This is a genomic window from Myxococcus sp. CA040A (assembly GCF_013336725.1).
GTDB lineage: Bacteria > Myxococcota > Myxococcia > Myxococcales > Myxococcaceae > Myxococcus > Myxococcus llanfairpwllgwyngyllgogerychwyrndrobwllllantysiliogogogochensis.
This window is the reverse complement of the sequence record NZ_JABUMR010000001.1, coordinates 501,630-514,153: the sequence shown is the minus strand read 5'-3', so window position 1 is coordinate 514,153 and position 12,524 is coordinate 501,630. Positions and strand designations below refer to the sequence as shown.

The 12,524-nt window shown below is 66.6% G+C and carries 9 protein-coding genes; 7 read left to right on the top strand and 2 right to left on the bottom strand.

Annotated elements, in window-relative coordinates; translation table 11 throughout:
* The first annotated feature begins 179 nt into the window (after positions 1 to 179).
* Together ruvX and mltG are read left to right on the top strand one after the other, a co-directional pair.
* Positions 180 to 650, top strand: a complete 471-nt coding sequence (ruvX, locus tag HUA75_RS02095) for a Holliday junction resolvase RuvX (protein ID WP_141644905.1) — start codon at positions 180 to 182, stop codon at positions 648 to 650.
* Positions 647 to 1,708 (top strand): endolytic transglycosylase MltG, encoded by a 1,062-nt coding sequence (gene mltG, locus HUA75_RS02090; RefSeq protein ID WP_174485406.1) that lies wholly within the window; start codon positions 647 to 649, stop codon positions 1,706 to 1,708. Before ruvX ends, mltG begins: the two co-directional genes overlap by 4 nt.
* 13 nt (positions 1,709 to 1,721) lie before the next feature.
* Here the strand turns inward: mltG and HUA75_RS02085 are convergent, their stop codons facing one another.
* Positions 1,722 to 3,305 (bottom strand): glycosyltransferase family 39 protein, encoded by a 1,584-nt coding sequence (locus tag HUA75_RS02085; RefSeq protein ID WP_174485405.1) that lies wholly within the window; start codon positions 3,303 to 3,305, stop codon positions 1,722 to 1,724.
* 619 nt (positions 3,306 to 3,924) lie between these two features.
* Here HUA75_RS02085 and HUA75_RS02080 point away from each other — a divergent pair.
* From HUA75_RS02080 to HUA75_RS02070, 3 genes are read left to right on the top strand one after another with little or no spacing between them, the layout of a single operon-like run.
* Entirely contained in the window at positions 3,925 to 5,988 is a 2,064-nt protein-coding gene (locus tag HUA75_RS02080; protein WP_141644902.1) for a PrkA family serine protein kinase, read from the top strand.
* A 26-nt stretch (positions 5,989 to 6,014) separates the two neighbouring features.
* Positions 6,015 to 7,124 (top strand): DUF444 family protein, encoded by a 1,110-nt coding sequence (locus HUA75_RS02075; RefSeq protein WP_141644901.1) that lies wholly within the window; start codon positions 6,015 to 6,017, stop codon positions 7,122 to 7,124.
* A 40-nt stretch (positions 7,125 to 7,164) separates the two neighbouring features.
* Positions 7,165 to 8,658: a SpoVR family protein gene (locus tag HUA75_RS02070; RefSeq protein WP_141644900.1), complete on the top strand. Its 1,494-nt coding sequence runs from the start codon at positions 7,165 to 7,167 to the stop codon at positions 8,656 to 8,658.
* A 64-nt stretch (positions 8,659 to 8,722) separates the two neighbouring features.
* Here HUA75_RS02070 and HUA75_RS02065 read toward each other — a convergent pair whose 3' ends face one another.
* Positions 8,723 to 9,781: a serine/threonine-protein kinase gene (locus HUA75_RS02065; protein ID WP_254627393.1), complete on the bottom strand. Its 1,059-nt coding sequence runs from the start codon at positions 9,779 to 9,781 to the stop codon at positions 8,723 to 8,725.
* A 214-nt stretch (positions 9,782 to 9,995) separates the two neighbouring features.
* Here HUA75_RS02065 and HUA75_RS02060 point away from each other — a divergent pair, with 214 nt between their 5' ends.
* Both HUA75_RS02060 and HUA75_RS02055 read left to right on the top strand, forming a co-directional pair.
* The gene (locus HUA75_RS02060; RefSeq protein WP_174452989.1) at positions 9,996 to 10,895 is read left to right on the top strand and encodes a sigma-70 family RNA polymerase sigma factor; all 900 of its coding nucleotides are present in this window, start codon (positions 9,996 to 9,998) and stop codon (positions 10,893 to 10,895) included.
* 233 nt (positions 10,896 to 11,128) lie between these two features.
* The gene (locus HUA75_RS02055) at positions 11,129 to 12,511 is read left to right on the top strand and encodes a S8 family serine peptidase (RefSeq protein ID WP_174485404.1); all 1,383 of its coding nucleotides are present in this window, start codon (positions 11,129 to 11,131) and stop codon (positions 12,509 to 12,511) included.
* The last annotated feature ends 13 nt before the right edge of the window (positions 12,512 to 12,524 follow it).

Here is a 12,524-nt window from a genome sequence, read left to right as displayed (position 1 = left end):
CGGCGTGTTGGAAGCAGTGCCGTGCGATGGGCCGTCGGGTTTGCAGAGGGGATGCCGCCTGACGGCTCGCACGTCGTCGCAGCGAATTCCGTCGGTTAGCCTGACTGACAGGCAAGGCGCGTCCCCGACGTCGGACGGAGCGGTCCGCGACGGAGGATTGCGGTTATGGTCCCCGGCACATGCGCACCTTCGGTTTGGACTTCGGAACCAAGACCATCGGCGTGGCCGTCTCGGATGGCCTGGGTCTCACCGCCCAGGGCGTCACCACCATCCGACGAACCTCGCTCAAGGCGGACCTCGCCGCCCTCGGCGCCCTGGCGCGCGAGCACGAGGTGGACCGCATGGTCATCGGACTGCCCCTCAACATGGACGGCTCCGAGGGCCCGCGCGCGGAGGCCTCGCGCAAGTTCGGGGACGCCGTCGCCCAGTCCCTCGGTGTCCAGGTGGAGCTGTGTGACGAGCGCCTGTCCACCGTGGCCGCCACCCGCACGCTCCTGGAAGCCGACGTCAGCCGAGCCCGCCGCAAGGAGGTCATCGACCAGGTGGCCGCGCAGTTCATCCTCCAGGGCTGGCTGGACGCCCGCCGCCCCCCGGAGACGGCACTGCACGCGGATGACTACGACGACTACGACTCGGAACCCTCGGAGTGAAGAAGGCCCTGGTCGCCGTGCTCGCGCTCGCCGTCCTCGCGGCGGCGGGCGTGGGAGGCTGGTACTTCCAGCAAGCGCGCCACCTCGACGACTTCGCCGACACGCCCTCCGCGCTGCCCGCGCCCGTGACGGTGGACGTTGCTCCTGGCACGGGGCCTCGCGCGCTCGCCCGGCTCCTGGCGGCCCGAGGCGTGGTGCCGGACGAGGAGCGGACCTATCGCTACCTGCGACAGGAGGGATTCGGGCCCCGACTGAAGGCCGGTGAGTACGAATTCCAAGGCCCCATCACTCCGGCCCAGGTCCTGGAGAGAATCGTCACCGGACAGGTGAAGTTGCACCGCTTCACCGTGCCGGAGGGACTGCGCGCGGAGGAGATCCTCCCCCTGCTCGCGGCATCCGGAATCGGCCTCGACCTCCAGAAGCTCGAAGCGCTCACCACCGATGCGGCCTTCCTGAGAGAAGCAGGCGTGCCGGCGAAGTCCATCGAGGGCTTCCTCTTCCCGGACACGTACACCTTTTCCAAGGGCGTAGGCGAAGAGGCCGTGCTCGGGAAGATGGTGGCGCGAGCGCTGGAGGAATACCGGAAGGCGGACGCGGCGAGGCAGCCGGGCGTGAAGCTGAGCCTGCTGCAGACCTTCACGCTCGCCTCCATCGTGGAGAAGGAGACGGGAGCGCCCGAGGAGCGGCCTCGCATCGCCTGCGTCTTCCACAACCGACTCCGCAAGGGCATGCGCCTGGAGACGGACCCCACGGTGCTCTACGCCATGCGCCTCTTGCGCGGCGTCTTCACGAAGAACCTCACCCGCGCGGACCTCCAGACGCCGCACCCGTACAACACGTACAGGGTGTCGGGCCTGCCTCCGGGCCCCATCGCCAGCCCGGGCGCCGCGGCACTCCAGGCCGCGCTCGCGCCCATGGCCTGTGAGGACCTCTTCTTCGTGTCACGCAACGACGGCACGCACCTCTTCTGCCCCACCTACGCCTGCCACCAGGCGCTCGTGAAGCAGTGGCAGGTGGAGTTCTTCCGCAAGCAGCAGGCAGCGCCCCGCAAGCCCTGAGGCCCCCGCCCCGCTAGTCGCGGCGCCGGTACACGTGCAGCGGCGCGGTGAATCCCTCGACCTCCTCGTAGCCGACGCCATCCAGCGTCAGCGTGCGCCCCTCCAGCTTCACGCCGGGGTCCTTCACCAGCGAGCCCTGGTCGAAGCGCACCAACACCTCCGGCCGAGCCTCCGCCAGCCGCTTGCGGAAGGTGTCCCAGCGCACGCGGGCGATGCGCTCCTCGGGCAGCCCGGAGAAGAAGGCCACCTGCAGGTCCATGTAGCTGGGGTCGTCGTCGAGGGCCACCGCGCCCCCCTTCGCCGCCACCTGCTCCTTCACGAAGTCCGCCACCCGCATCACCGGCACCGGGTTGGTCGACGTGGGACTCACCGGCCGCAAGGAATCCTGCAGCCGCCCCTCCGCGTGGAAGGTGAACAGGCCCATGGCCACCGGCAGCGCCACCGCGAGCACCGCCGTCACGCCCACCACCGCCTTGCGCAGCCCCTCGCCCTTGCTGCCCACCAGCGCCGCGAAGCCGAAGGCCACGAACACCGGCAGAACCACCAGCTGCGTCACCGTGAAGCGCCCCAGCGGCACGAAGTTCAACAGCACCACCGCGCGGAACGTGAAGTACGCGGTGGGCACCACCGCCGCCGCCACCAGCCAGCGCGTGTCCGGCCGCGCCTTCCACGCCTTCACCATGCCCACCATGCCCAGCAACGCCACGCCCGGCGACAGGGTGAGCAGCGCCACCCCGGGCCAGAAGAACAGCTGTTGCACCCGCCACCCGATGGCGGCCCCCGAGCCCGCCGAGGACAGCACCCAGTTGCGATGGAAGTCCTCCACCGCCTTCACGGGGAAGAACGGATCGCCGTGCATCAGCTCGTTGCCCTGCATCCACAGCAGGGGGAACGGCAGGCACGCCAGCCCGAAGCCCACCGCGCGCGTCAACGCCGCCACCTTGTCCTGGCTGCTGAAGACCAGCGCCACGCAGAGCAGCGGGATGTACATCCACGCGTCGTAGCGCAGCGCGCACGCGAGGTTGAGCATCAGCGCGGCCTGGAACAGCGGCGCGAAGCGGTTCTCGTCCACCGCTTCCGCGTACAGCGCGAAGGCGGCCAGCATGAAGAACAGCGACACCGCCTCGCTGCCCGCCGTGGTGGAGAACTGCAGATGCATGCCCCAGGCGGCGAAGGCCAGCCCGGCCACCACGCCCTCGCGCCAGCCGAACAACCGCCGCGTCAGCGCGAACAGCGGCACCACCGACAGCACGCCGAACAGCAGGCTCACCACGCGCCCCGCCACCTCCCTGTCGAACACCGACAGGGCCACGCCCACCAGGTACAGGTGCAGCGGACCGAACTGGTACGCGCCATCCCCGTACGCGGTGATGAGGTGCGGCTCGCGCAGCCAGCGCTCCGCCAGCTCCGTGCGCACCACCGCGTCGCCGTAGAGATTCTCGTTGAGGAAGAACACCACCAGCCGCGGCAACAGGGCCACCACCAGCAGAATCCCCAGAAGCCAGCGCGTGCTCGGCTCGTGCGCGGGGGTGGGGACCGCCGCGAGGCTCGGCACGGGGGACGAAGGGTGGGAGACAGGAGTAGGTGCGGTCGCCATGACGCGCGGCAGGATACGCAGGCACGGCACAAAGCCAAGCTGGCGACCCCCGCTTCCGCCGCCCTCGCCCTCCCAGCGACTTCACCCTCAGCGAAGCCCGCCCCGAAACGCCCGGAGCCTCACCGCGCGTGCGTCTTCTTCCAGCCCGCCCACCGTACGCAAATGGGCGAAGGTATCACCCTCCAGGCCCGGGTCGCCCGCCTGGCTGCCGCTCTTTCCTCGCACGAACGCAAACCCTGACGCCGACATGTGGAGCGAACGGAGACGCCGCCCCACAACCAGCGGACAGTTGGCCCTTCCGCGGGCGCCCGAAAACCCTTCAGGCGTTCAATACCCCTCGCGTTCGGGGGGGGCACCTACCCCCTCGCCAGCGCCGCCCTATAATCACCTCTGCCTCTTCACCCCGTGGAGGGGGCGCGCCTGGTCGGCGTCCTGCCCCTGACACGAGCGTAACGCGCGGTCCCATTCCGCGGCGGGGTCCCGAATTGGCTGCAGGGCTGTCGTGCCTGGGACCTCGGCGGGATGGTTGTGGAATGGCAATCCAGCCCTCCAGGTTCACCATTCTGGCCCCCTCGGGTGTGAACATTTCGCACCCCTGGACGGCCCCCGAGGGAGAGACATGAGGGACGCTGAAAAGGGTTCGTGGGTCTCCAGAATCGCCGCGCTCCAGGACGCGAAGACCTACGCGGAGCTCACCTGGGAGGGCTCATTCGAGGACTACCTCGAAATCGTCCGCAAGAACCCCAAGGTGACACGCACCGCCTTCCAGAGGATCTACGACATGATCCTCAGCCACGGGAAGACGGAGTACATCGACAACAAGAAGAAGCTCATCCGCTACCACTTCTTCAGCGACGAGAAGTTCGGCGGCCGCGACGCCATCTTCGGCCTGGACGTGCCGCTGATGAAGCTGGTGAACGTCTTCAAGTCCGCGGCCCAGGGCTACGGCACCGAGAAGCGCGTCATCCTGCTGCACGGCCCCGTCGGCTCCTCCAAGTCCACCATCGCCCGCCTGCTCAAGAAGGGCACGGAGGACTACTCCAAGACGCCCGAAGGCGCCGCGTACACCTTCTCCTGGACCACCGACAAGAAGCTGCCGGATGGCACCACCGTGAAGGAGAAGATGAAGTGCCCCATGAACGAGGAGCCCCTCAACCTCGTTCCCCGGGAGTGGCGCCCCAAGGTCTACGCGGAAATCTCCCCGCCGGAGTCCGGCCACACCATTCCTGACGGCTCCGAGCTGTGCCCCGCGTGCCGCTTCGTCTTCAAGGACCTGATGACGCAGTACCACGGTGACTTCGCCCGGGTGATGGACCACATCCACGTCCACCGGCTCATCTTCAGCGAGAAGGACCGCGTGGGCATTGGCACGTTCCAGCCCAAGGACGAAAAGAACCAGGACTCGACCGAGCTCACCGGCGACATCAACTACCGGAAGATCGCCGAGTACGGCTCCGACTCCGACCCGCGCGCCTTCAACTTCGATGGCGAATTCAACATCGCCAACCGAGGCATCATCGAGTTCGTCGAGGTGCTCAAGCTGGACGTCGCGTTCCTCTACGACCTGCTCGGCGCGTCGCAGGAGCACAAAATCAAGCCGAAGAAGTTCCCGCAGACGGACATCGACGAGGTCATCCTCGGCCACACCAACGAGCCCGAGTACAAGAAGCTCGAGAACAACGAGTTCATGGAGGCCTTGCGTGACCGCACGGTGAAGATCGACGTGCCGTACATCACCAAGCTCGCGGAGGAGGTGAAGATCTACGAGAAGGACTTCAACTCCCGCGCCATCAAGGGCAAGCACATTGCCCCGCACACGCTGGAGATGGCCGCCATGTGGGCCGTCCTCACCCGCCTGGAGGAGCCCAAGAAGCACAACCTCTCCCTCCTCCAGAAGCTCAAGCTCTACAACGGCAAGACGCTCCCCAACTTCACCGAAGACAACATCAAGGAGCTGCGCAAGGAGAGCAACCGGGAGGGCCTGGAGGGCATCTCCCCGCGCTACATCCAGGACAAGATCTCCAACGCCCTGGTGAGCGACAAGGGCGAGGGCTGCATCAACCCCTTCATGGTCCTCAACGAGCTGGAGGCGGGTCTCAAGACACACTCGCTCATCAGCAACGAGGACGCGCGCAAGCGGATGAAGGAGCTGCTCACGTCCGTGAAGCAGGAGTACGAGGACATCGTCAAGAACGAGGTCCAGCGCGCCATCTCCGCCGACGAGGACGCCATCGGCAAGCTGTGCGGCAACTACATCGACAACATCAAGGCCTACACCCAGAAGGAGAAGGTCAAGAACAAGTACACCGGCCTCTACGAAGAGCCCGATGAGCGCCTGATGCGTGCGATTGAGGAGAAGATAGACATCCCCGACAGCCGCAAGGATGACTTCCGCCGCGAAATCATGAACTACATCGGCGCGCTGGCGGTGGAGGGGAAGACCTTCAACTACCGGACGAACGAGCGGCTGCACAAGGCGCTGGAGCTGAAGCTGTTCGAGGACCAGAAGGACAGCATCAAGCTGAAGAACCTCGTCTCCTCCGTCGTGGACAAGGAGACCCAGGAGAAGATCGACCTGGTGAAGGACCGGATGATGAAGAACTACGGCTACTGCGAGATCTGCTCCACGGACGTGCTGAACTTCGTGGCGAGCATCTTCGCCCGCGGCGACGCGAAGGAGTAACCACCTCAGGAGAAGGGCGAGCCGTCGTGACCTTGAAGATCCACCAGGACCATTCCCGCTTCAAGCAGATCGTCCGCGGGAAGATCAAAGCCAACCTGCGCAAGTACGTGCAGAAGGGCGAGATGATTGGGAAGAAAGGCAAGGATGCCATCAGCATCCCCATTCCCTTCATCGACATCCCTCGCTTCAAGTACGGCCACAAGGAACAGGGCGGCGTCGGACAGGGAGAGGGCGAGGTGGGTCAGCAGCTCGGCCCCGGGGCGGTGGAGCCCGGGGAGGGCCACCAGGCCGGCCAGGGCGAGGGAGACCACGCCCTGGAGGTGGACGTCACGCTCGAGGAGCTGGCGCAAATCCTGGGCGAGGAGCTGTCGCTGCCCAACATCGAGCGGCGCCACAACGAGAAGATCGTCACCCAGAAGATTCGCTACACCGGCATCAACACCACCGGTCCGGAATCGCTCAGGCACTTCAAGCGCACCTTCAAGCAGGCCCTGCGGCGGCAGATCGCCGCGGGCACGTACGACCCCGCGCGCCCGGTCATCATCCCCACGCGAGAAGACCGCCGCTACCGCAGCTACAAGCTCCAGGACCTGCCGGAGACCAACGCGGTCATCATCTACATGATGGACGTGTCCGGCTCCATGGGCGACGAGCAGAAGGAGATCGTCCGCATCGAGAGCTTCTGGCTCGATACGTGGCTGCGTCATCAATACAAGGGCCTGGAGGCGCGCTACATCATCCACGATGCGGTGGCGCGCGAAGTGGACCGCGACACCTTCTTCCACACCCGCGAGTCCGGCGGGACGATGATCTCCAGCGCCTACAAGCTCTGCCGGGACATCATCCTGGCGGACTACCCCAAGAGCGCGTGGAACATCTACCCATTCCACTTCAGCGACGGTGACAACTGGAGCGCGGACGACACGCGCCAGTGCATCGAGATGCTGCGCAACGACGTGCTGCCCAACGTCAACCAGTTCGCCTACGGACAGGTGGAGTCCCCCTACGGCAGCGGCCAGTTCATCAAGGACTTGCGCGAGGCGGTGGGAGACACCCCCAACGTCGCGCTCAGCGAAATCGCGGACAAGGACGCCATCTACGCGTCCATCAAGGACTTCCTCGGCAAGGGCCGCTGACGTCTGGCCTCCCCCACGTGCCCCTCGGAGAGACTTCCCGATGCCCAAGAGCCTCACACCCCGTCTCGCCGCGCTGAGGGACGAAATCCACGGCTACGCGAAGGAGTTCGGCCTCGACTTCTTCGACACCGTCTTCGAGATGGTGTCCTACGACGAGATGAACATGGTGGCCGCCTACGGCGGCTTCCCCACGCGCTACCCCCACTGGCGCTGGGGCATGGAATACGAGCAGCTCGCGAAGGGCTACGAGTATGGGCTCAGCAAAATCTATGAGCTCGTCATCAACAATGACCCTTGCTACGCCTACTTGATGGAGAGCAATCCGGAGGTGGACCAGAAGCTGGTCATGGCCCACGTCTACGGACACTGCGACTTCTTCAAGAACAACTTCTCCTTCCGCCACACCAACCGGCGGATGATTGACGAGATGGCCAACCACGCCACGCGGGTGCGCCGCTGGGTGGACAAGATTGGCGTGGAGAAGGTCGAGGACTTCATCGACCGCACGCTCAGCCTGGAGAACCTCATCGACCAGCACTCGCCCCACATCCGGCGCAACCCGGACCCCCGGCGGGCGGAAGACGAGCTGAAGGCCAACGAGCGCGTGGAGGGCTTCAAGGTCGGCCGCGAGTACATGCGCGGCTACATCAACCCGTCGGAGTTCCTCGACTCCCAGCGCAAGAAGGTGGAGGACGAGAAGCAGCGCGCCAAGAAGTTCCCCGAGCGCCCCCAGCGCGACGTGCTGCTCTTCCTGCTGGAAGAAGCTCCGCTGGAGCCGTGGGAGTCGGACATCCTCGCGATTCTGCGCGAGGAGGCGCATTACTTCGCGCCGCAAGGCCAGACGAAAATCATGAACGAGGGCTGGGCCAGCTACTGGCACTCCACCATCATGACCCGCCGCGCCCTGCGCGATGACGAAATCATCGACTACGCGGACCACCACTCCGGCACCATGGGCACCCGCCCCGGCGCCATCAACCCCTACAAGCTGGGCATCGAGCTGTGGCGGGATATCGAGGAGCGGTGGAACAAGGGCCGCTTCGGCAAGGAGTGGGACGAGTGTGACGACTTGCGCGCCCGCCGCTCCTGGGACAAGAAATCGGGCGCTGGCCGCGAGAAGATTTTCGAGGTCCGCAAGCACTACAACGACATCACCTTCATCGACACGTTCCTGACGCCCGAATTCGCGATGGAGCAGAAGCTCTTCGTGTATGGCTTCAATGACAAACGCAACTCCTGGGAGATTCTCGACCGCGAGTTCCGCAAGGTGAAGAGCAAGCTGCTCCAGGGGCTCACCAACTTTGGCCAGCCCATCATCGAAGTCGTGGACGGCAACCACGAGAACCGGGGAGAGCTGCTGCTCGCGCACAAACACGACGGGCAGGACCTCAAGGGCGACTACGCCCGAGAGACGCTCAAGAACCTCCAGTCCCTCTGGCGCCGGCCCGTCAACATCATCACCCGCTATGACAACAAGGGCGTGATGCTCCGGTTCGACGGGACGACGCAGACGGAGAAGAAGGTCGAGCTGTAGCTTCCCGCGCCGCGGCCTTCGCCGGGACGCTGACGCAGGCTCACCAGGCGGCGGCGTGAAGCCGTCAGAGCGTGGTGAGCCCTTCCCAGGGTTGGACGGCCCCCGGAGAAGCCCTCTCCGGGGAAAAGGCCGCTTCGCCTCCAAGCGGTGTCATCAGGCGCTCCAGCGCCAGGCACAACGCGTCCGCGAGGCCGAAGCGCCCGGCGGGGTCGTCCGCGAGGCAGCGCTCGATGGCCCCCGCGAAGTCCCGGTCGATTCCCGGCACCAGCTCCGTCAACGGCACCAGGCTCCCGGCTCGCGGCCCTGCCAGCGGCGCGGTGGCGGTCGGCCTCACGCGGGGAACCTTGCCCGTGCACAGCTCGTACAGCAGGAGGCCCAGCGCGTAGAGGTCACTCTGCGGCGTGGCCGCCGCGCCCAGGCGAACCTCGGGCGCCATGTAGCGAGGCGTACCGACGACGCCCGGCACGGCCCAGGGCGTCGAGCGGTCCGTCCCCACGAAGGCGGCCAGCCCGAAGTCGAGCAGCTTGATGGTGCCGTCTGAGTCCAGGATGGCATTGCCCGGCTTGAGGTCACGGTGAAGCACACCGCGCTGGTGCGCGGCCCTCAGTCCCCGTGAGAACCCCAGGGCGATGTCCAACACGTAGCGCCAGGGCAAGGGCAAGGGCAGCTCCGCCAGGCTCTTCCCATCGACGTATTCGTACACCAGATAGGGCCGCCCCTCGATTTGACCGGCGCGGAAGACGGTGACGACATTCGGGTGCTTGATGCGCGCGATGGCCCGCGCCTCGATGGCGAAGCTCGCCAGCGTGCTCGTGTCCGGCTGGAGCGCGACGCTGAGCTTCAGCGCGACCAGCCGGTCCAAGGACGTGTCGTGCGCCAGATACACGGCCCCCATCCCCCCGCGCCCCAGAAGCCGCATCAATCGGAACTCGTCCAGCTCCGTCGGCGGCGTCCACGTCTCCCCCAGGGGGGCCATCCGATGCGGAGCGAACACCGACTCCACCGGGTCCAGGTGAAACGCCTCGCTGCGCACGACGGCCACCAGCAACTCGCGGCAGGCCGGGCACGCCGCGGCATGGTGATGGACCCGGGCACGCGCCCCTGTCTCCAGCCCCCCTTCCATCAGGGCCACCACCTCTTCTTCGCACAGGCAGCTGGATGAAAGGATTTGCCACCCCCCTGAAGCACCCCGGGTGAAGCCTCGCACAAAACGGGCCTCATTCGGAAAACCTGGAAACTCGCCCTTTTCATGCCCAAAGACGACCTTCACCCAGATTACCCTGCCTAGCCAGCAAGGTCATACGCTGGGATATAATGGTGCCCAGAAGGGGGGGGGCTTGGCATTCGCACCGTTATTCCTCGCGCGCATCGGCACTCGCGGCGAAGGGGCCCAGCCCCCTGACGGCCTCGAGCAGCAACTGCTGCGTTGCTGGAGGGCGGGCAGTGAACAGTGGCCAGACATCCCCCTGGGTGCCGACGCCTTCGTCTGTCATCTGGCCACCCACGTCCCCCACCGGGCGTCAGGCGACGCGCTGGCGCACCTGCTCGCCCAGCTGGTGCCAGCGGACCTCTTCCTCGCGTGTGCGTGCGCGGAGGGCCTTCCCTCGGCGCTCGCCGCCTTCGAGCGACACCACATGGCGAGCCTGCCCTCCGTGCTCGCGCACATGCGGCTGTCCCCCGCGGTGGTCGACGAGGTCCGCCAACGCGTCCGGGAGCGGCTGCTGGTGCGCGGCCGAGGCGCACCGAAGATCGCCGAGTACTCCGGTCGGGGCACCCTGGCCAACTGGGTGCGGGTCATCTCCCTGCGCACGGCCCTGAGCCTGCTCCGGACAACCCACGACGAAGGCCCACTCAGTGACGCCCTCCTGGAGCTGCTCCCCGCCCCCCACTCGGACCCGGAGCTCGAGGTCATCCAGCGCCGCTACCACGACGAGTTCCGCCGGGCCCTGGAGGACGCCTTCGCCGCCCTCCCCAGCGAGCATCGCTACCTGCTCCGCCTGCACTTCGTGGATCACCTCTCCACGACCAAGATTGGCGCCCTCTTCAGCGTCAACCAGTCCACCGTCTCCCGGTGGCTCCAGAGTGCCCAACAGGCCGTGCACGACGAGACGCGACGGCTGCTCATGGAACGCCTGGACCTCTCCTCCCAGGAGTTCACCAGCGTGCTCCGGACCGTGGAGAGTCAAATCAATCTCAGCCTCAGCAGCATCCTCAATGAAAGTATTCACTCTAAGTGAAATTTGAGAATCTCTGCATAGGTTGAAGCCAGCGGGCGTCATTAACTCGCGAACATTGCGTTGGCACCCCGTCCCCGGAGTCGCCGTCTAGCGGATTCCCGTGGGTGCCTGGCGCCACACGGCCTCGGCCTCGAGCGGTCTCCCCCGCCGCTCCCCCACTCCAGCACATCCACCTGGCAGCGGAGCCCCGTTGCCATCGCGCCACCAGTCCACCTGCCCCACGCGGAGACGACATGCGATCCCCACAGCCTCACTTCTTCCGCGGCCCTCGAAACAGAGCCCAGGTCCTGTCCGCGCTCGCAACCCTCGCCCTGGTGGGGAGCGGCGGCTGTGAGCGACAGGCGCAAGAGCCCCAGGCCGACACGAGCCTCTCTCACGAGCGCGTGCGCCTGGCGAAGGCACCCGACGACCTGCGCATCCCCGATGAGTACATCGTCGTCTTCTCCGAAGGGGTCACCGGGATGGCCATCGACGCGGCGGCGAACCAGATCGCCCGCGCGGGTGGAGGCAACTCGCTGATGCACCCGTACTCGGTCATCCCCGGGTTCGCCGCGCGGCTGGACAAGGCGGAGCTCGACCGGCTGATGCGAAACCCGGGCGTGGCCTCCATCCACGAGAACCAGCAGGTCTCGCTCACGGGGCTGGTCCCCAGCCCCGCGGATGGCATCGACCGGGCGGACCAGCGCCAGGGCCACGACGGCACCTACAATGACCATGGCAGCACGGGCGCCGGGGTCCATGTGTATGTCCTGGACACGGGCCTCAACGCGGAGCACTCGGAGTTCTCCGGCCGGGTGGGCGAGGGGTTCACCTCCGTGGTCGACGGCCTGGGCACCGACGACTGCAACGGCCACGGCACCCACGTGAGCAGCACCATCGCTGGCACCCTCTACGGGATGGCCAAGGAGGCCACCGTCCATCCCGTGCGGGTGTTGCGCTGCACGGGCAAGGGAAGCTGGGCTGGCATCATCGCCGGCCTGAACTTCGTCGGGACGCACTGTCCCCTCCAGGATGGGCCCTGCGTCGTCAACATGAGCCTGGCCGGGGAGACGTTCGTCCCCGTCAACACCGCGGTGGCCAACCTGGTGAATCAGGGCATCACCGTCGTGGTCGCCGCTGGCAATGACAACGTGGATGCCTGCACCCGCTCCCCCTCGAGCGAACCCAAGGCCATCACCGTCGCGGCCGTCGACGACGCGGACACCCGGGCGGGGTTCTCCAACTGGGGGCAATGCGTGGACCTGTTCGCCCCGGGCGTGAGCATCCTCGGTGCGTCCATTGGTGACGCGGTGGCCACCCACGTCGACGACGGGACCTCCATGGCCAGCCCCCACGTCGCGGGGGCCGTGGCCCAATACCTGAGCACCCACCGCTCGGCCACCCCGACGCAGATCAACACCAACCTCAAGGCCTCGGCGACCCTTGACTGCGTACTGCATCCCCAGAACTCGCCCAACGTGCTGCTCTTCAGTGACTTGAACCAGGGCAACTTCGTCTGCGCCGCGCCCGGAAGCTGCGTGGGGCTCTGCGGCGAGGCCGCGGACGGCTGCTTCTGCGACCCGGGCTGCGCGGAGTTCGGCGACTGCTGCCCCGACTACGCCCAGGTGTGTGAGTGATTTGAACGTGTCT